Below are 20924 nucleotides of genomic sequence, written 5' to 3'. Positions count from 1 at the left end.
GACAAGGAGGCTGCCCATGTCCGCCGAACCGTCCCTGCCCACCCCCTCCCCGGCCCCGCGCTTCGGCGTCTGGTTCATCGGGGCGCGCGGATCCGTCGCCACGACCGCGATCGCGGGCTGCGCCGCCGTCGCCGCCGGGCTCCACCCGCCGGCCGGCATGGTCACCGAGACCCCCGACTTCACCTCGTGCGGTCTGCCGCCGCTGTCGTCCCTCGTCTTCGGGGGCCACGACACCGTCGACTGCCCGCTGCCCAAACGCGCCGAGCACCTCGCGGCCGGCGGCGTCCTGCCGCACGGCCTGCCGGCCGCCGTGCACGCCGAGCTCGCGGCCGCCGACCGGGAGATCAGGCCCGGCGGCCCGCTGCCCGGCGACACGGACGACGGCCGCGCCCAGGACGAGTGGATCGACGTGTTCGCGGCCGACATCCGCGACTTCACCGACCGCCACGGCCTCGCGGGCACGGTCGTGGTGAACGTCGCCTCCACCGAGCCCGCGCCGACCGACGGCACGCTGCCGCCCAGCTCCCTCTACGCGGCGGCCGCCCTGCGCGCCGGCTGCCCCTACGTCAACTTCACCCCCTCCACCGGCCTGCACCACCCGGCGCTGGCCCCGCTCGCCGCGTCCTCGGGCGTGCCGTACGCGGGCCGCGACGGCAAGACCGGGCAGACCCTGCTGCGGTCCGTGCTCGGCCCGATGTTCACGCAGCGGGCCCTCGCCGTGCGCGCCTGGTCCGGCACCAACCTGCTGGGCGGCGGTGACGGCGCCGCCCTCGCCGACCCCGCGGCCGCCGCCGCCAAGAACGCCGGCAAGGAGCGCGTCCTCGCCGACACCCTCGGCGCGGCACCCGAGGGCGAGGTCCACATCGACGACGTCCCCGCGCTCGGCGACTGGAAGACGGCCTGGGACCACATCGCCTTCGACGGCTTCCTCGGCTCCCGCATGATCCTGCAGACCATCTGGCAGGGCTGCGACTCCGCACTCGCCGCCCCGCTCGTCCTCGACCTGGCCCGGCTGGCCGCGCGCGCCCGGGAGAAGGGGCTGACCGGCCCGCTGAGCGAACTCGGCTTCTACTTCAAGGACCCGGTCGGCGACGGCCCGTCGTCCCTGGCCGAGCAGTACGCGGAGCTGAGGCGCTTCGCCGGGCTGCTGCGGGACGACGCCGACGACCGAGGAGCCCGGCGATGAGCCGCACGGCCGGCAGCACGGTCCGGGGCGTGCCCGCGCCCGCCGCGTCCACGGCGGCCGGCGGCCCCACCGCCGAGGCGGCCACCCCGGCCCCCTCCGGCGGCGCGGCACCCCGCACCCCCGGCCACCGCGGCGGCCGTACGGGCGCCTGGACCGAACTGCTGCGCCTGCCCGCACTGTTCACCGTCCCCGGCGACGCCCTGGCCGGCGCCGCCGCGGCCGGCGCGCGCCCCGGCCCCCGCACCCTGCTCGCCATCGGATCCTCCCTGTGCCTGTACGAGGCCGGCATGGCCCTGAACGACTGGGCGGACCGCGCCGAGGACGCCGTGGAGCGCCCGCACCGCCCGATCCCGTCGGGCCGCGTCCGTCCGGCCGCCGCCCTGGCCGCCGCCGGTGCCCTCACCGGCGCCGGGCTGGCGCTCGCCGCCGGTGCGGGGCGGCCCGCCCTCGCGGTGGCCGCACCGCTGGCGGCCACCGTCTGGGCCTACGACCTCGCCCTGAAGCACACGCCCGCCGGGCCCGCCGCGATGGCCGCCGCCCGCGGACTGGACCTGCTCCTGGGCGCCGCGGCCACCGCCGGCGGCACCCGCGCCGCGCTTCCCTCCGCCGCGCTGCTCGGCACGCACACCCTCGCCGTCACGGCCGTCTCCCGCCGGGAGACCACCGGCGGTTCGGTCCTGGCCCCGCTGGCCGCGCTCGCCACGACGGGCGCGCTGACCGGCCTGGTCACCCACCGCCGCACCCGACTCCCGGCAGGCCGGCGGGCAGCAGCCGCCCCCGGCCTGCCGGGTTCCGGCCCGGCCGGGCGCGCGGCCCGCGACGGCGTCCTCGCCACCGCCCTGGGCGCCGCCTACGCTGCCGCGGCCGCCCGCCCCTACTTCCACGCCGCGCTCAACCCCTCACCGCCGCTCACCCAGCGCGCCGTCTCGGGCGGCATCCGGGCCACGGTCCCGCTCCAGGCGGCCCTCGCCGCCCGCTCCGGCGCGGTCACCACGTCGCTCCTGGTGGCGGCCCTGGCCCCGGCAGGCCGGCTGTTCGCGAGGAAGGCCGGCATGAGGAAGGTGAGCATCACATGAACCGGAACCCGGACACGGGCCTGCACCAGGGCCCGACGGCGGGCCCGGACCAGCGTCTCGATCAGGGGCCCGCGCAGCGCGGCCCGCACCAGGGCCTGACCGTTGGCCGGAGCCAGGGTCTGACCGTTGGCCGGAGCCAGGGTCCCGACCGAGGACCGGACCAGCGGCTCGGCCAGGGCCCTGGCCCGAACGGACACGCGGGCCGGGTCGAGACCGCCGCAGCGGACCCGCGGCCGGAGCCGCACGGTGCCTCTCCGTCCGCCCTCCGCTTCGGCTACGGCACCAACGGCCTCACCGACCTCCGCCTCGACGACGCCCTCGCCCTCCTCGCCGACCTCGGCTACGACGGCGTCGGCCTGACCCTCGACCACATGCACCTCGACCCGCTCGCCCCGGACCTCGCGGCCCGCACCCGCCGGATCGCGCACCGTCTGGACGCCCTCGGGCTCGGCGTCACCGTGGAGACGGGCGCCCGCTATGTGCTCGACCCGCGGCGCAAGCACGGCCCGACCCTCCTCGACCCGGACCCGGAGGACCGCGCCCGCCGCACCGACCTCCTCGTGCGGGCCGTCCGGGTCGCCGCCGACCTCGGTGCGCACGCCGTGCACTGCTTCAGCGGCGTCGTCCAGCCCGGCACGGACGAGGACACGGCCTGGAAGCGGCTGGCGGAGTCCCTCGCCCCGGTGCTGGACGCCGCCGCCGACGCCGGCGTGCCCCTGGCCGTCGAACCCGAACCAGGCCACCTCCTGGCCTGCCTCGCCGACTTCCACGTTCTGCGCCGCGCCCTCGGCGACCCCGAGAACCTCGGCCTCACCCTGGACATCGGCCACTGCCAGTGCCTCGAACCCCTTCCTCCCGCCGACTGCGTACGCGAAGCCGCTCCCTGGCTGCGGCACGTGCAGATCGAGGACATGCGCCGCGGCGTCCACGAACACCTCCCCTTCGGAGACGGCGAGATCGACTTCCCGTCCGTCCTGGAGGCCCTCGCCGCCACCGGCTACCAGGGCCTGACCGTCGTCGAACTGCCCCGCCACTCGCACGCGGGTCCCCACTTCGCCGAACGCTCCCTCCCGTTCCTCCGCCGGGCGGCGGCAGCGGCGTCCACCACCAGGAACCACCGGGGCGAGCCGTCCGCCACCCTCTGAAGGGAGCCACCTCATGACCAGATCCCACGCCACCCACCGCACCCGGGACACGGATGGCGCCCCCGCCGAGCGGGCCGCCCAGGGCACCACCCCCGCCCTCGTCGCCCCGGCCGACCTGCGGGCCGTGCTCACCGCCCGGCTCGACGGAGCCGCCCGCGCCTGGCTCGACCAGGCCCTGGACGAGGCCGCCGCCCACCCCGGCGCCCACGGCCCCATCTCCGTCTGGGAGCTGCGCCTCGCCGAGGCCGGCCGCCGCTGCGGCCCCGCCCACGCCGACGCCGCCCGCGTCCTCATCCTGCGCGCGGCCCGCGCCGACGCGGACGTCCTGTCCCGGGTGTACTCGCAGGGCACCGCCGACGAACGCCGCGCCGTCCTGCAGGCGCTGCCCCACCTCGTGCCCGGCCCGGACGCCCTCCCGCTCGTCGAGGACGCCCTGCGCACCAACGACACCCGGCTGGTCGCCGCCGCCCTCGGCCCCTACGCCGCCCTGCACCTGGACGCCCACCAGTGGCGGCACGCCGTGCTCAAGTGCCTGTTCACCGGTGTCCCCGTCGACCAGGTGGCGGACCTGGACCGGAGGGCCGGCGCCGACACCGAACTCGCCCGCATGCTCGCCGACTACGCCGCCGAACGCACCGCGGCGGGCCGTCCCGTCCCCGACGACCTGCACCGCGTCCTGGCCCTGACCGAGGCCCCGCGCTCCTCGCACGGCACGGCCGCCCCCCACGGCAAGGAGTCCTGATGCGCATCTTCGACCCCCACATCCACATGACCTCCCGCACCACCGACGACTACGAGGCCATGCACGCCGCGGGTGTCCGCGCCGTCGTCGAGCCCTCCTTCTGGCTCGGCCAGCCCCGCACCTCTCCCGACTCCTTCCGCGACTACTTCGACGCCCTCCTCGGCTGGGAGCCCTTCCGCGCCGCCCAGTACGGCATCGCCCACCACTGCACGATCGCCCTCAACCCCAAGGAGGCCAACGACCCGCGCTGCCTCCCCGTCCTGGACGAGCTGCCCCGCTATCTCGTCAAGGACCGCGTCGTGGCCGTCGGCGAGATCGGCTACGACTCGATGACCCCCGCCGAGGACAAGGCCCTGGCCACGCAGCTCCAGCTCGCCGCCGACCACGGTCTGCCCGCCCTCGTGCACACCCCGCACCGCGACAAGCTCGCCGGCCTGCGCCGCACCCTCGACGTGGTCCGCGAGTCGGCCCTGCCCACGGACCGGGTCCTGGTCGACCACCTCAACGAGACCACCGTCCACGAGGCCAAGGACAGCGGCGCCTGGCTCGGCTTCTCCGTCTATCCGGACACCAAGATGGACGAGACCCGCATGGTCGCCCTCCTGCGCGAGTACGGCCCGGAGCGGGTCCTGGTGAACTCCGCCGCCGACTGGGGCAGGAGCGACCCGCTCAAGACCCGCAAGGTCGGCGACCTGATGCTCGCCGAAGGCTTCACCGAGGACGACGTGGACCGGGTGCTGTGGCGCAACCCCGTCGACTTCTACGGGCTCAGCGGGCGCCTGAGCCTCGACGTGGCCCCGTCCGACGCCACGCACGAGGGCAACTCCATCCTGCGCGGCGGGGAGTGAGCGATGCGCTTCCGGCACCCCGACGGCTCCACCGTCCACCTCGCCTACTGCACCAACGTCCACCCCGCCGAGACCCTCGACGGCGTGCTCGCCCAGCTCCGCGACCACTGCGAACCCGTCCGCAGGCGCCTGGGCCGCGACCGTCTCGGCATCGGCCTGTGGCTCGCCCGCGACGCCGCCCACGCCCTGGTCACCGACCCCTCGGCCCTGCGCGGCCTGCGCACCGAACTCGACCGGCGCGGCCTGGAGGTCGTCACCCTCAACGGCTTCCCCTACGAGGGCTTCGGCGCCGAGGAGGTCAAGTACCGGGTGTACAGGCCCGACTGGGCCGACCCCGAGCGCCTCGACCACACCACCTCCCTCGCCCGCCTTCTCGCCGGCCTGCTGCCCGACGACGTCACCGACGGCACCATCTCCACCCTGCCGCTGGCCTGGCGCACCGCCTACGACGACACCCGCGCCGACAAGGCCCGGGGCGCCCTGGTGACGCTCGCCGAGCGCCTCGACGCCCTCGAGGAACTGACCGGCCGCTCCATCCGCATCGGTCTCGAACCCGAGCCCGGCTGCGTGGTGGAGACGACCCACGACGCCATCGCACCGCTGACCTCCATCGCCCACGACCGCATCGGCATCTGCGTCGACACCTGCCACCTCGCCACCTCCTTCGAAGACCCGCACACCGCCCTGGACGCCCTGGCCGAGGCCCGCGTCCCCGTCGTCAAGTCCCAGCTCTCCGCCGCCCTGCACGCCGAACGCCCCGCCGACCCCGCGGTCCGCGAAGCCCTGGCCGCGTTCGCCGAGCCGCGCTTCCTGCACCAGACCCGCACCACCACCCCCTCCGGCGCCCTGCACGGCACGGACGACCTCGACGAGGCCCTGGCCGCCGGCGGCCCGCTGCCCGGCACCGCTCCCTGGCGCGCCCACTTCCACGTCCCGCTGCACGCGGCCCCCGCCGCGCCCCTCACCTCCACCCTTCCCGTGCTCAAGGCCGCGCTGACCCGGCTCGTCGGCGGCCCGCACCCGCTCACCCGGCACCTGGAGGTCGAGACCTACACCTGGCAGGCCCTCCCGCCCGAGCTGCGCCCCCGGGCCCGGGCCCAGCTCACCGACGGCATCGCCGCCGAGCTCACCCTCGCCCGCGACCTGCTGACCGACCTCGGCCTGAAGGAACTGCCATGACCCGACCGACCCCCTCCGAGGGACCGACCCCGCTCCTCGTCCTGGACGTCGTCGGCCTCACCCCCCGTCTCCTCGACCACATGCCCCACCTCAAGCAGCTCGGCCGGTCCGGCTCCCGGGCACCGCTCGGCACCGTCCTGCCGGCCGTCACCTGCGCCGCCCAGTCCACCTTCCTCACCGGCACCCACCCCTCCGAGCACGGCATCGTCGGCAACGGCTGGTACTTCCGCGAACTCGGCGATGTCCTGCTGTGGCGCCAGCACAACGGCCTGGTCGCCGGCGACAAACTCTGGGACGCCGCCCGCCGCGCCCACCCCGGCTACACCGTCGCCAACATCTGCTGGTGGTACGCCATGGGCGCCGACACCGACATCACCGTCACCCCCCGTCCCGTCTACTACGCCGACGGCCGCAAGGAACCCGACTGCTACACCCGGCCCCCGGCCCTGCACGACGAACTCACCGACAAGCTCGGCACCTTCCCCCTCTTCCACTTCTGGGGACCCGGCGCGGACCTGGTCTCCAGCCAGTGGATCATCGACGCCACCCGGCACATCATGGCCACCCGCCACCCCGACCTGACCCTCTGCTACCTCCCTCACCTCGACTACGACCTGCAGCGCTTCGGCCCCGACGACCCGCGCTCCCTGAAGGCCGCCACCGACCTCGACGCGGCGCTGGCCCCGCTCCTCGACGACGCCCGCGCCGAGGGCCGCACCGTCGTCGCGCTGTCCGAGTACGGCATCACCCGCGTGAACCGGCCCGTGGACATCAACCGAGCCCTGCGCCGCGCCGGACTGCTCGAGGTCCACACGCAGGACGGCATGGAGTACCTCGACCCGATGGCCTCCCGCGCCTTCGCGGTCGCCGACCACCAGATCGCCCACGTGTACGTCCGCCGCCCCGAGGACCTCGACGCCACCCGCGCCGCCCTCGACGGTCTGCCCGGCATCGAGCAACTCCTCGACGACGAGGGCAAGAAGGCCCACCGGCTCGACCATCCCCGGGCCGGCGAACTCGTCGCCGTCGCGGAACCGGACGCCTGGTTCACGTACTACTACTGGCTCGACGACGACCGCGCGCCCGACTTCGCGCAGCTCGTCGAGATCCACCGCAAACCCGGCTACGACCCGGTCGAGCTGTTCATGGACCCGCTCGACCCCTACGTCAAGGTCAAGGCGGCCACCGCCGTGGCCCGCAAGAAGCTCGGCATGCGCTACCGCATGGCGGTCGTGCCCCTGGACGCCTCACCTATTCGCGGCAGCCACGGCCGCCTCCCAGCGAGCGACGACGACGGTCCGCTCCTCATCTGCTCCACCCCCCGCGCAGTCGGCGACCGCGTCGCGGCCACCGACGTGAAACAACTCCTGCTCCGGCTGGCCGGACTCGACTGACGCACCCCTCGGTGCGCCCGCCGACATCCGACTACCGAGAGTGAAACACACGGCACTGACAACGGCCCGCCGATCCGCATCGGCGCAGGCCACGACCCAGAAGGCAGGCACCCGTGACCCCCTTCACCGACCCCTCCCGCACCGACGCCGGCACCGACCCGGCCGCCGACGGCCCGGGCGAGAGCCTGCGCCGCAGCCTCGGCGTCGGCCGGCGCCGCTTCCTCAGCACCTGCACCGCCGTGGCGGCCGGAGCCGTCGCGGCCCCCGTCTTCGGCGCCTCCCCGGCCCTCGCCCACGGCCGCGACGGAGACCACGACCACGGGCATGACCACGGGCACGGGCAGGTCCTCGTCCCCGCCGACAAGCGCGGCATCATCCTCTACACCGTCCGCGACGCCACCGCCCGCGACCCCCTCGCCACCGACCTGCCCTCCGGCTTCCGCGAGGTCTTCAAGCAGCTGGCCCGCCACGGCTACCGCCAGGTGGAGTTCGCCGGCTACAACCAGCACGCCAACGCACCGGGCGGCGCCAGCCTCGAATCCGTCCAGGGCGCCAAGCTGCTGCGCTCCTGGCTCGACGACTACGGGCTGCGCGCCCAGGGCAACCACGGCTTCATCCCGTCCTCCTGGCCGCTGACCCAGGCCGACAAGGACACCTTCAAGAAGCACCTGGAGATCGCCAACATCCTCGGCATGGACCACATGGGCACCGGCGGCGACCCCACCGGCAGTTCCTACCGGGCCGACTGGGACGTGGCCGCCGACAAGTGGAACGCCCTCGGCGCGATCGCCCACCGGGAGGGCATCAAGCTCTACACCCACAACCACGACAGCGCCTACGGATTCCTCCTCGACGGCGGTCCGCTGGACGACCAGGGCCGGCCGACCCGCAGTTCGGGCATCCGGAAGCTGGAGTACTTCCTCAAGATCACCGACCCGAGGGTGGTCTGGCTGGAGATGGACATCTTCTGGGCGCACGTCGCCCAGTACAAGTTCCACGAGTACACCGCGCACGACGGCTCCACCCGGAAGAACGTCTTCGACCCGGCCGGGCTGGTCGTCCGCAACAACCGGCGCTACCCGCTCTTCCACGCCAAGGACGGCGTCGTCAGCACGACCAACGGCATGGGCTACGACATGGTGCCCTTCGGGACCGGGGTCATCGACTACACGACGTTCTTCTCGCGCGTCGGACAGCGCAACTACCACAACCCGATGGTCGAGGACGACAACTCCCCGAGCGCCACCGACCCCGCGCAGTCACTGCGCGAGGCGAAGATCAGCTACGACGGCCTGGCGGCCCTGCGCAAGCGTCGCCACTGACCCGCGACACGGACCGGGCGGTCCCTTCCGCAGCGCGCGGAAGGGACCGCCCGGTCCGTGCGGAGGGGGCACTGTCGTGTCGCGCCCCGCTCATCCCTCCCCGAGCGGCCGGGGGTTGGGCGTGATGCGCTTGTCCTTCGGCCGTCCCGGCGGACGCAGGCCCAGGGCCACGAATCCGGCGAAGATCGAGATCGAACCCGCCAGGGTGTAGGCGCCGTTGTACCCCCAGGCGCCGACCACCACGGAACCCATGCCCGCGCCCAGACCCGAGACGAGCTTGGAGCTGTAGACCATCCCGTAGTTGGTGGCGTTGTTGTTCTCGCCGAAGTAGTCCGCCGTCAGCGCCGCGAACATCGGGAAGATGGCGCCGCCGCCGAAACCGGAGACGGCGGAGAAGACCAGGAACAGCGGCAGGTTCTTGATCTCGGCCGCCAGGATGATGCCGAACTGGGCGACGCCCAGGATCGCGCACACGTAGAGCAGGCACTGCTTGCGGCCGTAGAGGTCGGAGAGCCAGCCGATGACACCGCGTCCGGTGCCGTTGACGATCGCCTTCAGCGACATCGCGGTGGCCACGATCCCGGCCGCGAAGCCCGCCTCCTCGCCGATGTCGACCTGGAAGGCGATGCCGAAGATGTTCACGCCGGAGGTGCAGGCGAGACAGAACCACATCAGCGCCACCCGGCCGGTCCTCCAGGCCTCCAGCGGGGAGTACTGCTTGACGGCCGGGGGATTCTTCTCCAGCGAACGCCGGGCCCGCGGGTCCTCCGGGGGGTTCAGCGGGTCGACGGCGGCCGGCCACCAGTTCTTCGGCGGGTCCCGGAACCAGAAGCCGGCGAGGGCCACCGTCGCGGCGAGGAAGAGACCCGTCGAGACCAGCACCCAGCGGAAGTTGGAGCCGTCCATGTAGCCGTGGAAGATGAAGACGAACGGCACCGAACCGTAGGCGAAACCGCCGTTGACGAAGCCGGTCTTCCCGCCCCTGCGCTCCGGGTACCACTTGCCGACCATGTTGACGCAGGTCGCGTACACCATCCCCGCGCCCATGCCGCTGAACACGCCGAACCCGATGAAGGCGAGCGCGACGTGCGGCGCGAACGCCAGCGACAGATAGCCGAGCAGGGTGCCGAGCGAACCCAGCATCATCGCCCAGCGCGCCGGCAGTCTGCCGTTCTCCCGCAGCCGCCCCGCCGGAAACGCCACCGCGGCCTGGCAGAACACCCAGGCGGTCATCATCCAGTAGATGCTGCCGCTGGACCAGTGGTGGGCCTCGTGCAGCGTGTCCTCGGCGGACGCGAACGCGTACTCGGCGGAAGAGATGCCCATCATGCCGATCCAGGGCAGGATCACCATCCACTTGCGCTTGCGCCCCATGATGTCGATGTCGGACTCGCCCACGCGGTAGACGCGTCCGTTCCTGTCGGTCACCTCCCGGTGGACGGCGACCCGTGTGACATCGGTGGTTGTCATGTCGTGTGCACCCCTTGCGTTCGAAAGATCTGGCCGGCGCCCCCTGTCCCATGCCTTTCGTGCGCGCGCGGGTCCTGGGACCGGCCGACGCGCACCGTCGGCCGGTCCCGTGCTCCCTCAGCTCATGAACCGCCCCCCAACAGCCCCGCGGCCCGCGCCCAGCGGTACTTCGCGCCCAGCACGGCCACGGGCTTCTCGGTCGTGTACGGGTACGCCACGACCCCGCGCTCGAAGAGGTACTGGCAGGCCTCCTCCACCTCCACGTCGCCCGCGAGCGAGGCCACCACGGGCTTCTCGATCCCGCGCTCGCGGAACTCGGCCACCACGCGCGCGGTGAGCTCGGCGAACACCATGGGGGGAGTGACGATGGTGTGCCAGTAGCCCAGGACCAGCGCGTGGATGCGCGGGTCCTCCAGGCCGAGCCGGATCGTCGCCTCGTACGTCGACGGCGGCTCGCCCCCGGTGATGTCCACCGGATTGCCCGCGGCCCCGAACGGCGGGATGAACGCGCGGAACGCCGTGTCCAGGTCGGGCGGGATCTCCATCAGGGACAGCCCGTTGTCCGTCACCGCGTCGGACAGCAGCACCCCGCTGCCGCCGGCCCCGGTGATGATCACGACGTTGTCCCCCCGGGGAGCGGGCAGCACCGGCAACGCGCGCGCGTACTCCAGCATCTCGTTCAGCCCCGGCGCCCGGATGACACCGGCCTGCCTGAGGATGTCGTCGTACACGGCGTCGTCCCCGGCGAGCGCCCCGGTGTGCGACCCGGCGGCCCTGGCGCCCGCTGCCGTGCGCCCGGCCTTGAGCACCACGACCGGCTTCTTCGGCACGGTGGCCCGTGCCGCCTCGACGAACGCCCGGCCGTCCTTGAGGTCCTCCAGGTGCATCGCGATGCACTCGGTGTGCGGGTCCTCGCCGAACCAGGTCAGCAGGTCGTCCTCGTCCAGGTCCGACTTGTTGCCGAGGCCGACGATGGCCGACACGCCCGTCCTCGTGGTGCGCGCGAAGCCCAGGATCGCCATCCCGATGCCGCCCGACTGCGAGGTCAGCGCCACTCCGCCCTTGACGTCGTAGGGCGTGCAGAACGTGGCGCACAGGTCCTGCCAGGTCGAGTAGTAGCCGTAGATGTTCGGGCCCAGCAGCCGGACGCCGTGCCGCTCGGCGACCGCCACGATCTCGTCCTGGAGCGCGTGCTCACCGGTCTCGGCGAACCCGGAGGGGATCAGCACGGCGTTGGGGACGCCCTTGCGCCCGACCTCCTCCAGAGCCGCCGCCACGAACCTCGCGGGGATCGCGAAGACCGCCACATCCACCTCGCCGGGAACGTCGGTGACACTCTTGTACGCCTTGTGGCCCAAGATGTCATCGGCCCTGGGGTTCACCGGGTGGATCTCGCCCGCGAAGCCGCCGTCGACGAGGTTGCGCATCACCGAGTTGCCGATCTTGCCGGCCTCGTCGGAGGCACCGATCACGGCGACCGACGAGGGCTGCATCAGCCGGCGCATCGAGGTGAGCATCTCCTCGCGCGTGTACCGGCGGCGCGCCCTGGGCGCCCCGGAGGCGAGGATCACCCGGATGTCGGCGGCGACCGCGCCCTCCGGCGTGGCGATCACCGGGTTGAGGTCGACCTCGGCGATCTCCGGGAAGTCCGCCACCAGTTCCGACACCCTGCGGATCTGTTCCGCCACCGCCCACCGGTCCACCCCGGCCCGTCCCCGCACCCCGCGCAGCACCTCGGCCGCCCGGATCGAGTCCAGCATGGACAGCGCCTCGTCGGCGTCCACGGGCGCCAGCCGGAAGGTGACGTCCTTCAGCACCTCGACCAGCACCCCGCCGAGCCCGAACGCCACCACCTTCCCGAACGTCGGGTCGGTCACCGCGCCGACGATCACCTCCTGCCCGCTGGGCAGCAGCTCCTGGATCTGCACGCCGTCGATCCGCGCCGACGCGTCGTACGCGCGCGCGTTGCCGATGATCCGGCAGAACGCTGCCCGTACGTCCGCGGCGCCCTCCACCCCGACGACCACGCCGCCCGCGTCGGTCTTGTGCAGGATGTCCGGCGAGACGATCTTCATCACGACAGGACCGCCGAAGCGTGCCGCGCACGCCACCGCCTCGTCGACGTCCCGCGCCAGCTCCTCGCCCGGTACGGCGATCCCGTAGGCGTCGGCCAGCACCTTTCCCTCGGGAGCGGTCAGGGCGGTGCGCCCCCCGGCCCGCACGGAGTCCAGCAGCCGGCGCACCCGCTGCACCCGGTCCTCGGCCATCACCTCAGATCACCCCGTTCGACTTGAGCAGGCGCAGCTCCTCGTCACCGAGCCCCAGCTCGCCGACGTACACCTCTTCGTTGTGCTCACCGAGCAGCGGCGAACTGGTCACCTCCACCGGGGAGTCGGAGAGCTTCAGCGGGCTGCCGACGGTGACGAACTCGCCCCGCTCGGGATGGGTGACCCTGACCACCATCTCGTTGGCGGCCAGCGACCGGTCCTCGATGATCTCCTTGGTCGACAGGATCGGCCCGCACGGGATGTTGTGGGCGTTGAGCCGTTCCAGCACCTCCCACTTGGGAAGGGTGGACGACCACTCCTCGATGAGCTGGAACATCTTGTTCAGCCTCGGCAGCCGGGCCCGGGGTGTCGCCCACTCGGGGTCGTCGGCCAGTTCGGGCCGGCCGATGAGCTCGCTGAGCGGCCGCCAGCCGACCGGCTGCACGATGACGTACACGTAGTCGTTGGGGCCGCCCGGCGCGCACTTCACCGCCCAGCCGGGCTGACCGCCCCCGGACGCGTTCCCGGAGCGGGGAACCTCGTCGCCGAAGTCCTCGTTGGGATATTCGGCGAGAGGACCGTGGGCCAGGCGCTGCTGGTCGCGCAGCTTCACCCGGCAGAGGTTGAGCACCGCGTGCTGCATGGCCACGTTCACCCGCTGCCCGCGTCCGGTGTGCTCCCGCTGGTAGAGGGCGGCGAGGATGCCCGCCACGACGTGGACGCCCGTGCCCGAGTCCCCGATCTGGGCCCCCGTCGCCAGCGGCGGCCCGTCCTCGAAACCGGTGGTGGACATCGATCCGCCCATGGCCTGCGCGACGACCTCGTACGCCTTGAACGCGGTGTACGGGCCCTCGCCGAACCCCTTGACGGAGGCGTAGACGATCCGTGGATTGATCTCCCTGACGCGGTCCCAGGTGAAGCCCATCCGGTCGACCGCGCCCGGCCCGAAGTTCTCGACCATGACGTCCGAGCGCCGGATCAGCTCGGTGAGGATCTCCTTGCCGCGCTCGGTCTTGGTGTTGAGGGTGATGCTTCGCTTGTTGCAGTTGAGCATCGTGAAGTAGAGGGAGTCGACGTCCGGCAGATCGCGCAGCTGCCCGCGCGTGATGTCACCGCTCGGCGCCTCCAGTTTCACGACGTCCGCGCCCAGCCAGGCGAGCAGCTGGGTCGCCGAGGGACCCGACTGCACGTGCGTCATGTCCAGGACGCGGATGCCCTCAAGAGCCTTCGCCACCATGGGGCTTCACCTCACTTGTACATCGTCTGGTTCATGGTTCCGGGGGCGTACGCGTCCGGGTCGACCCAGACGTTGACCAGGGACGGCTTGCCGGACTCGCGCGCGCGGCGCAGCGCGGGGCCGATGTCGGCGGGGTCGCGGACCTCCTCGCCGTGACCGCCCAGCATCCGCGCGAACTCGTCGTACGGCACGTCTCCGAGGGTGTTGCCGACCCGCTCGCGCTCCTTGCCGTACTTGGCGGCCTGGCCGTAGCGGATCTGGTTCATGGAGGAGTTGTTGCCGACGATGCCGACGAAGGGGAGGTCGTAGCGGACCAGGGTCTCGAAGTCCCAGCCGGTGAGCGAGAAGGCACCGTCCCCGAAGAGGGCGACGACCTCCTTGTCGGGCCGCGCCTGCTTGGCGGCCAGCACGAAGGGCACGCCCACGCCGAGCGTGCCCAGCGGGCCCGGGTCCATCCAGTGGCCCGGTGACTTGGGCTGCACGACCTGCCCGGAGAAGGTGACGATGTCGCCGCCGTCGCCGATGTAGACGGAGTCCTCGGTGAGGAAGTCGTTGATCTCGCTGACCAGCCGGTACGGGTGGATGGGGGAGGCGTCCGACCTGAGCTGCGGCAGCCGCTTGTCCAGCGCCGTCTGCTCGGCCGCGCGCAGCTCGTCCAGCCACTCCTTGCGTTTCGACGCACCCCCGTTGATCCGCCCGGACGCCGCCTCGGTCACCGACTTCAGCACCAGCCCCGCGTCGCCGACGATGCCGAGGTCGATGTCGCGGTTCTTGCCGACGGTGCGGTAGTCGAGGTCGATCTGCACGACGGTCGCGTCCGGGGAGAGCCGCTTGCCGTACCCCATGCGGAAGTCGAAGGGCGTGCCGACGATCACGATGACGTCGGCGTGGGAGAAGGCGTAGCGGCGCGAGAGCTGGAAGTGGTGCGGGTCCCCGGGCGGCAGGGTGCCGCGCCCGGCGCCGTTCATGTAGGCCGGGACGTTCAGCGTCCGGACCAGTTCGACGGCGGCCTCCGTCGCGCGGGTCGTCCACACCTGGCTGCCGAGCAGGACGGCCGGCTTCTCGGCGTGCACCAGCAGGTCGGCGAGCTTCTCCACGGCCTCCGGGTCGCCGGCCGAGCGGGTCGAGGCGCGGTAGGCCCCGGCCTTCGGCACGCGCGCCCTGTCCGCCGGCACCTTGGCGTCCAGCACGTCGCGCGGGATCTCCAGGAAGGAGGGGCCGGGCGCACCGTGGTAGCACTCGCGGAACGCCATCGACACCATGTCCGCCGCCCGCGCCGTGTCCGGCACGGTCGCCGCGAACTTGGTGATCGGCGTCATCATGTCGACGTGCGGCAGATCCTGCAGCGACCCCATCTTGTGCTGGCTGTGCGCGCCCTGACCGCCGATCAGCAGCATCGGTGACTCGGCGCGGAAGGCGTTGGCGACCCCGGTGACGGCGTCGGTCGTCCCCGGCCCGGCGGTCACCACCGCGCAACCGGGCTTGCCGGTGATGCGGGCGTATCCGTCGGCGGCGTGCGCGGCGACCTGCTCGTGGCGCACGTCGACGACCTCGATGCCCTCGTCGACGCAGCCGTCGTAGATGTCGATGATGTGGCCGCCGCACAGCGTGTAGATGCGATCGACCCCCTCGGCCTTGAGGGCCTTGGCCACGAGGTGGCCGCCGGATATGACGTCCTGGGTGTCGTCGGGCATGGCGAAGTCCTGTCCCTTCACGAGGGGTTGGGGCGCTCTCGCGGTACATTGCATACAGTCGACGAATACTGTATGAAGCTTGTTATCCCGCATCCGGTGGGTGGTGTCCAGGGGGCGTGCGGCACTTTCAGTCAGGAGCCGAAATGGACCTGTACGAACACCAGGCAAGGCAACTCTTCGAGGAACACGGCATCGTGGTGCCGCGGGCGGAGGTCACCGACTCGCCCGCGAAGGCCCGCGAGATCGCCCGCCGGCTCGGCGGACGCGTCGTCGTCAAGGCACAGGTGAAGACCGGCGGGCGGGGCAAGGCGGGCGGAGTGCGGCTCGCCGCGGACCCGGCCGCGGCGGAAGCGGCGGCACGCCGGATCCTCGGCATGGACATCAAGGGCCATCCGGTCGGCACCGTCATGCTCGCCGAACCCGTCGACATCGACCAGGAGTTCTACGTCTCCTACGTCCTCGACCGAGCCGCCGGCCGGTTCCTCGCCATCGCCTCCGCCGAGGGCGGCACGGAGATCGAGGAGGTCGCGGCCCAGCGCCCCGAGGCGGTGGTGCGCATCCCGGTCGACCCCGCCGTGGGCGTCACCGCGGCCGGGGCGGCCCGGATCGCGCAGGCCGCCGGCCTGCCGCCGCAGGCCGTCGACGTCCTCGTCCGCCTCTGGCAGGTGCTGGTCCGCGAGGACGCCCTGCTCGTCGAGGTCAACCCGCTGGTCAGGACCGCCCAGGGCAGGATCGTGGCCCTCGACGGCAAGGTCACCCTCGACGACAACGCCGCCTTCCGCCGCGCCCGTTGGGGCGACGAGGAGACGACGTCCGACGACCCGCTGGAGGCACGGGCCGCGGCCAAGGGCCTGAACTACGTCAAGCTGGACGGCCAGGTCGGCGTCATCGGCAACGGCGCGGGCCTGGTCATGTCGACGCTCGACGTGGTCGCCGGCTGCGGCGCCCGTCCGGCCAACTTCCTCGACATCGGGGGCGGCGCGTCCGCGCGGATCATGGCCGACGGGCTGTCGGTCGTCCTCTCCGATCCGGACGTGAGATCCGTCCTCGTCAACGTCTTCGGCGGCATCACCGCCTGCGACGCGGTCGCCGACGGCATCGTCCGGGCCCTGGACGAGCTCCGGCCGACCAAACCCCTCGTCGTGCGCCTCGACGGCAACAACGCCGCCCGCGGCCGGGCCGTCCTCGACGCCCGCGCCCACCCGCTGGTCGAACAGGCCACCACCATGGACGACGCCGCCCGCCGTGCGGCCCGGCTCGCCACCACGGCCTGAGGAGAGAGGGACGACATGGCCATTCACCTCACCAAGGACAGCAAGGTCCTCGTCCAGGGCATGACCGGCGGCGAGGGCATGAAGCACACCCGCCGCATGCTGGCCGCCGGCACGAACGTGGTCGGCGGCGTCAACCCGCGCAAGGCCGGCCGCACCGTGGACTTCGACGAGCGTGCCGTCCCCGTCTTCGGGTCGGTGGGCGAGGGCGTGGAGGCCACCGGCGCGGACGTCACCGTCGTCTTCGTCCCGCCCGCCTTCGCCCGGGCCGCGGTCACCGAGGCCGCCGACGCCGGCATCGGCCTCGCCGTCGTCATCACCGAGGGCATCCCCGTCCACGACTCCGTCGCCTTCACCGCGTACGCCCGCGCCAGGGGCACCCGCATCATCGGCCCCAACTGCCCGGGTCTGATCACCCCGGGCCAGTCCAACGCGGGCATCATCCCGGCGGACATCACCAAGCCCGGCCCGATCGGCCTGGTCTCCAAGTCGGGCACCCTCACCTACCAGCTCATGCACGAGCTGCGCGACGTCGGCTTCTCCACCTGCGTCGGCATCGGCGGCGACCCGGTCGCCGGCACCAGCCACATCGACTGCCTCGCCGCCTTCCAGGACGACCCCGACACCGAACTGATCGTCCTCATCGGCGAGATCGGCGGCGACGCGGAGGAACGCGCGGCGGCCTACATCCGCGAGCACGTCACCAAACCGGTCGTCGGTTACATCGCGGGCTTCACCGCACCGGAAGGGCGGACCATGGGACACGCGGGCGCCATCGTGTCCGGCTCGTCCGGCACGGCGCGGGCCAAGAAGGAGGCGCTGGAAGCGGCCGGCGTACGGGTCGGAAGCACCCCCACCGAGACGGCACGGCACGTCGTCGCCGTACTCGGCGGCGCGGCACGGGACGGAGGGCGGGCATGACCCCCACCGGTGCCGCCGCACCCGCCCTCACCCTGAAGTCCGGCACCTCCTGGACCGACGCCTGGCAGCGCTGCCTCACCGCGGCTCCCGAGGCCTTCCGGGACGACCGCGTGCTCAACCTCTGGGACGGGCGCTGGCAGGCGGACGGCCGCGTCCTGCCCGCCACCAGCCCCGTCGACGGCACCCCGGTCGCGGGCCCGCCCCGACTGGACCGCCGCACCGCCCACCAGGCCGTACGCGCCGCGCTCGACCAGCACCGGGCCTGGCGCCACGTCCCCCTGCCCGAACGCCGGGCCCGCGTCGCCGCCACCCTCGACGCCCTCGCCCGGCACCGTGAACTCCTCGCCCTGCTGCTCGTCCGGGAGATCGGCAAGCCCTGGCGGCTCGCGCAGGCCGACGTCGACCGTGCCGTCGACGGCGTGCGCTGGTACGTCGACGGCATCGAGGAGATGACCGAGGGCCGGGCCCCGCTGGACGGCCCGGTGTCCAACATCGCGAGCTGGAACTACCCGATGAGCGTGCTCGTCCACGCCCTGCTGGTCCAGGCACTGGCGGGCAACGCGGTCATCGCCAAGACCCCGACCGACGGCGGCGTCGCCTGCCTCACCCTGGCCTGCGCGCTCGCCGCCCGCGAGGGAGTCCCGGTCACCCTCGTCAGCGGCACCGGGGGCGAGCTGTCCCACGCCCTGGTGCGGGCGCCGGAGATCGGCTGCGTCTCCTTCGTCGGCGGCCGGGACACCGGCGCCGCCGTCGCCACCGCCGTCGCCGGCCTCGGCAAACGGCACATCCTCGAACAGGAGGGACTCAACACCTGGGGCATCTGGAACTTCACGGACTGGGACGCGTTCGCGGCGGTCGTCCCGGGGCTCTTCGACTACGGCAAGCAGCGCTGCACGGCCTACCCGCGCTTCGTCGTCCAGCGCGAGCTGTTCGACGCGTTCCTCGCGGCCTACCTCCCGGCGGTCCGCTCCCTGCGCCTCGGTCACCCGCTCGCCGTCGAGCATCCGGCCGACCCGTACCCGGCACTGGACTTCGGGCCGCTGATCAACGCGGCCAAGGCGAAGGAACTGCGGGACCAGGTCGCCGAGGCCGTCGACCGCGGCGCCGTACCCCTGCACCGGGGCGACGCCGCCGACGCACGGTTCCTGCCCGGCCAGGACACCTCGGCCTACGTCCAGCCGGTAACCCTGCTCAACCCGCCGCCGTCCTCGCCGCTGCACCACGCGGAACCGTTCGGCCCGGTCGACACCATCGTCCTGGTCGACACCGAGGCCGAACTGCTCGCCGCGATGAACGCCTCCAACGGCGCGCTGGTCGCCACGCTGTCCACGGACGACCGGGCGACCTACGACAGGCTGGCGCCGCAGATCCGCGCCTTCAAGGTCGGCCACGGCGTCCCACGTTCGCGCGGCGACCGCGACGAGCTGTTCGGCGGGCACGGAGCGTCCTGGCGCGGGGCCTTCGTGGGCGGAGAACTGCTGGTGCGTGCGGTGACGCGGGGGCCGGCGGGGGAGCGGCTGCCGGGGAACTTCCCGGACGGTCACCTCATGCCGTGACGATGTTCCGGTGGGGGCGTGAAAGGCGGGTGCCGGGCGCGGGGGCGGGCCGGGGGTGGGTGTCGCGAACCGGCGCGGGCCGGATGCCTCCCCGACTCTCGGCTTCGCTCGAGCGGGGGGACCCCCACCGCCCACCCGTGCCGTCCTGGGGGTGGCTCCCAGGGCGTTCAGGCACTGGGGGAGGTACGACCGCCCGCAGCTACGGCCGGGCGGCGGGTCGGCCCGCGGCTATGGGCGGCGGAGCTGCGATGGTGCGGTGTGCGGCTGTGGGTCAGGCGATGCCCTGGCGGTCCGGGTGGAGGGCGAAGGAGCGGTCCGCCGAGGTCGGCACGGCGCGCTGCACCGCCTGCCGGAGCAGCTCGCGGTGGCGCAGCAGCGGTGGACGCCGGTCCGGCGGGGCGAGCCGCGCCAGGTCGTCCAGCCCGGCCAGCATCCGCCGCGTGACCTGGGGACTGCCCGCGGCGCACCCCCGTACCTCGGTGAACCCCAGATCCACCAGCTCGGCCCACCCCGGTACGGGCCGCACCAGCCGCACCGCCCCGCGCCGGTCCCGGTCCACGACAGCGTCAAGCGGCCGCCGGCACAGCGCGGCCAGCAGCTGCACGACACGGTCCAGCGCGTGCACGGCGGTCGTCGGGTCGTTGATCGCGGGGGACAGGGCCCGCAGGGCGATGTCGCACAACTGCCGCAGACCGAACCCCAGGTCCTGGTGGAAGGTGCGCTCCACCCCGACGGACACGGCGTACCGCAGCGCCCGGCGCGGTGGAGCCGGCCCGCCGTGCACCGCCAGCACCGGCGTGCCCGGCACCACGAAGTCACCGGTCCGCGGGATCAGCCGCATCACCACCCCGTGCTTGCGCGCCGCCCGCACCAGTCGCCCCACATGCACGTCCCGCAGCACGCCCGCCGCCCCGTCGTGCGCGACCCACGCCGTCACCGGCCCGAGCACCGGCGCCTCGTCGCCGGGCGCCGGCGCGGGCATCGCCGCCACCACCCGGAAGGACTCCGCGGCGATCCGCGCGATCACATGGCTGACCCGCATCAGCCGCAGCGTCGCGTTCACGTACATCACGAACAGCAGCAGACTCAGCGCGACCATCACCAGCGTGAGGACCGACTGGACCAGGGGGACCGACGAGACGACGCGGGGGTCGGCGCCACTCTCGTAGGAGGTCAGGACGAGCAGCGTCAGCACGAACGTGGCCAGGAAGACCGCGAAGGTCGCCTTGGTGATCCGGCTGCGGACGAAGAGCCGCACCACCCGCGGCGTGAACTGCCCGCTCGCCATCTGCACGGCGACCAGCGAGATGCTGAACACCACACCGATGAACGTCATCATCGCCGAGCCGACCGCCGACACCACCGTCCTGGCGTCGTCCGCGAACCGCAGCAGCTCGGCGAGCGTCTCGTAGTCACCGTCGTCCTGCAGGGAGCGGACGAGCGCGGCATCGGACGCCTGGGCCAGCAGCCAGACCACGAAGACGCCCGCCATGGCCGCTGTGGGCGCGAACCAGAACGTGTCCCGCAGATGCTCCCTGACCGGTGACAGCGCCCGCGGCCGACGCCCCCGGCGCGAGCTGTGCGCAACCATCCCGTCACTCATGGTGCGACCCTAG

16 protein-coding genes are annotated in these 20924 nt (G+C 73.1%); 11 read left to right on the top strand and 5 right to left on the bottom strand.

Annotation, left to right across the window (positions count from 1 at the left end; all coding sequences use genetic code 11):
- The first annotated feature begins 16 nt into the window (after nt 1-16).
- The 8 genes from ACGF3H_RS09750 (at nt 17) to ACGF3H_RS09715 (ending at nt 8892) form a co-directional block, all read left to right on the top strand.
- Complete coding sequence (locus ACGF3H_RS09750; protein WP_362488101.1) at nt 17-1186, top strand: inositol-3-phosphate synthase; 1170 nt, start codon at nt 17-19, stop codon at nt 1184-1186.
- The gene (locus tag ACGF3H_RS09745; RefSeq protein ID WP_362488103.1) at nt 1183-2262 is read left to right on the top strand and encodes an SCO3242 family prenyltransferase; all 1080 of its coding nucleotides are present in this window, start codon (nt 1183-1185) and stop codon (nt 2260-2262) included. The genes ACGF3H_RS09750 and ACGF3H_RS09745 overlap by 4 nt, the downstream gene beginning before the upstream one ends.
- Complete coding sequence (locus ACGF3H_RS09740) at nt 2259-3407, top strand: sugar phosphate isomerase/epimerase family protein (protein WP_362488105.1); 1149 nt, start codon at nt 2259-2261, stop codon at nt 3405-3407. The genes ACGF3H_RS09745 and ACGF3H_RS09740 overlap by 4 nt, the downstream gene beginning before the upstream one ends.
- Before the next feature lie 13 nt (nt 3408-3420).
- Entirely contained in the window at nt 3421-4149 is a 729-nt protein-coding gene (locus ACGF3H_RS09735) for an EboA domain-containing protein (protein WP_362488107.1), read from the top strand.
- Nucleotides 4149-4997 carry a TatD family hydrolase gene (locus ACGF3H_RS09730; RefSeq protein WP_362488109.1) on the top strand — a complete coding sequence of 283 codons (849 nt, stop codon included), beginning with the start codon at nt 4149-4151 and terminating at the stop codon, nt 4995-4997. Before ACGF3H_RS09735 ends, ACGF3H_RS09730 begins: the two co-directional genes overlap by 1 nt.
- A gap of 3 nt (nt 4998-5000) precedes the next feature.
- Nucleotides 5001-6176: a metabolite traffic protein EboE gene (gene eboE, locus ACGF3H_RS09725; RefSeq protein WP_362488111.1), complete on the top strand. Its 1176-nt coding sequence runs from the start codon at nt 5001-5003 to the stop codon at nt 6174-6176.
- Nucleotides 6173-7570, top strand: a complete 1398-nt coding sequence (locus ACGF3H_RS09720; protein ID WP_362488113.1) for a nucleotide pyrophosphatase/phosphodiesterase family protein — start codon at nt 6173-6175, stop codon at nt 7568-7570. The genes eboE and ACGF3H_RS09720 overlap by 4 nt, the downstream gene beginning before the upstream one ends.
- A gap of 113 nt (nt 7571-7683) precedes the next feature.
- On the top strand, nt 7684-8892 hold the full coding sequence (locus tag ACGF3H_RS09715; protein WP_362488115.1) for a sugar phosphate isomerase/epimerase family protein: 1209 nt from the start codon (nt 7684-7686) through the stop codon (nt 8890-8892).
- A gap of 90 nt (nt 8893-8982) precedes the next feature.
- Here the strand turns inward: ACGF3H_RS09715 and ACGF3H_RS09710 are convergent, their stop codons facing one another.
- From ACGF3H_RS09710 to ACGF3H_RS09695, 4 genes are all read right to left on the bottom strand, one after another.
- Nucleotides 8983-10362, bottom strand: coding sequence for an OFA family MFS transporter (locus ACGF3H_RS09710; protein WP_362488117.1), 1380 nt, complete (start codon nt 10360-10362; stop codon nt 8983-8985).
- Between the two features lie 122 nt (nt 10363-10484).
- Nucleotides 10485-12629: an acetate--CoA ligase family protein gene (locus ACGF3H_RS09705; protein ID WP_362488119.1), complete on the bottom strand. Its 2145-nt coding sequence runs from the start codon at nt 12627-12629 to the stop codon at nt 10485-10487.
- A gap of 4 nt (nt 12630-12633) precedes the next feature.
- A complete protein-coding gene (gene frc / locus ACGF3H_RS09700; protein WP_362488121.1) occupies nt 12634-13866 on the bottom strand; it encodes a formyl-CoA transferase in 1233 nt (410 codons plus the stop codon).
- Nucleotides 13867-13877: 11 nt separating this feature from the next.
- Entirely contained in the window at nt 13878-15560 is a 1683-nt protein-coding gene (locus ACGF3H_RS09695; RefSeq protein ID WP_362488123.1) for a thiamine pyrophosphate-binding protein, read from the bottom strand.
- 143 nt (nt 15561-15703) lie between these two features.
- Here ACGF3H_RS09695 and sucC point away from each other — a divergent pair, with 143 nt between their 5' ends.
- The 3 genes from sucC to ACGF3H_RS09680 are packed head-to-tail and all read left to right on the top strand — an operon-like array spanning nt 15704 to nt 19308.
- Entirely contained in the window at nt 15704-16834 is a 1131-nt protein-coding gene (gene sucC / locus ACGF3H_RS09690) for an ADP-forming succinate--CoA ligase subunit beta (RefSeq protein ID WP_362488125.1), read from the top strand.
- 15 nt (nt 16835-16849) lie between these two features.
- Nucleotides 16850-17752, top strand: a complete 903-nt coding sequence (sucD, locus tag ACGF3H_RS09685) for a succinate--CoA ligase subunit alpha (RefSeq protein WP_362488127.1) — start codon at nt 16850-16852, stop codon at nt 17750-17752.
- Nucleotides 17749-19308: an aldehyde dehydrogenase family protein gene (locus ACGF3H_RS09680; RefSeq protein WP_362488129.1), complete on the top strand. Its 1560-nt coding sequence runs from the start codon at nt 17749-17751 to the stop codon at nt 19306-19308. Before sucD ends, ACGF3H_RS09680 begins: the two co-directional genes overlap by 4 nt.
- Nucleotides 19309-19579: 271 nt before the next feature.
- On the opposite strand, the gene ACGF3H_RS09675 is transcribed toward ACGF3H_RS09680, so the two are convergent.
- Entirely contained in the window at nt 19580-20911 is a 1332-nt protein-coding gene (locus ACGF3H_RS09675) for a DUF2254 domain-containing protein (protein ID WP_362488131.1), read from the bottom strand.
- Nucleotides 20912-20924 lie beyond the last annotated feature (13 nt).

Source organism: Streptomyces sp. NPDC048185 (genome assembly GCF_043202495.1).
Classification (GTDB): Bacteria; Actinomycetota; Actinomycetes; order Streptomycetales; family Streptomycetaceae; genus Streptomyces.
Note: the sequence above shows the minus strand (reverse complement) of the source record. Positions and strands in the feature narration are given on the sequence as shown.

Excerpts from the sequence above, each read along its gene's own strand:
- ACGF3H_RS09750 (WP_362488101.1), top strand. The coding sequence starts at position 17 with ATGTCCGCCGAACCGTCCCTGCCCACCCCCTCCCCGGCCCCGCGCTTC.
- ACGF3H_RS09745 (WP_362488103.1), top strand. The coding sequence starts at position 1,183 with ATGAGCCGCACGGCCGGCAGCACGGTCCGGGGCGTGCCCGCGCCCGCC.
- ACGF3H_RS09740 (WP_362488105.1), top strand. The coding sequence starts at position 2,259 with ATGAACCGGAACCCGGACACGGGCCTGCACCAGGGCCCGACGGCGGGC.
- ACGF3H_RS09735 (WP_362488107.1), top strand. The coding sequence starts at position 3,421 with ATGACCAGATCCCACGCCACCCACCGCACCCGGGACACGGATGGCGCC.
- ACGF3H_RS09730 (WP_362488109.1), top strand. The coding sequence starts at position 4,149 with ATGCGCATCTTCGACCCCCACATCCACATGACCTCCCGCACCACCGAC.
- eboE (WP_362488111.1), top strand. The coding sequence starts at position 5,001 with ATGCGCTTCCGGCACCCCGACGGCTCCACCGTCCACCTCGCCTACTGC.
- ACGF3H_RS09720 (WP_362488113.1), top strand. The coding sequence starts at position 6,173 with ATGACCCGACCGACCCCCTCCGAGGGACCGACCCCGCTCCTCGTCCTG.
- ACGF3H_RS09710 (WP_362488117.1), bottom strand. The coding sequence starts at position 10,362 with ATGACAACCACCGATGTCACACGGGTCGCCGTCCACCGGGAGGTGACC.
- ACGF3H_RS09705 (WP_362488119.1), bottom strand. The coding sequence starts at position 12,629 with ATGGCCGAGGACCGGGTGCAGCGGGTGCGCCGGCTGCTGGACTCCGTG.
- frc (WP_362488121.1), bottom strand. The coding sequence starts at position 13,866 with ATGGTGGCGAAGGCTCTTGAGGGCATCCGCGTCCTGGACATGACGCAC.
- ACGF3H_RS09695 (WP_362488123.1), bottom strand. The coding sequence starts at position 15,560 with ATGCCCGACGACACCCAGGACGTCATATCCGGCGGCCACCTCGTGGCC.
- sucC (WP_362488125.1), top strand. The coding sequence starts at position 15,704 with ATGGACCTGTACGAACACCAGGCAAGGCAACTCTTCGAGGAACACGGC.
- sucD (WP_362488127.1), top strand. The coding sequence starts at position 16,850 with ATGGCCATTCACCTCACCAAGGACAGCAAGGTCCTCGTCCAGGGCATG.
- ACGF3H_RS09680 (WP_362488129.1), top strand. The coding sequence starts at position 17,749 with ATGACCCCCACCGGTGCCGCCGCACCCGCCCTCACCCTGAAGTCCGGC.
- ACGF3H_RS09675 (WP_362488131.1), bottom strand. The coding sequence starts at position 20,911 with ATGAGTGACGGGATGGTTGCGCACAGCTCGCGCCGGGGGCGTCGGCCG.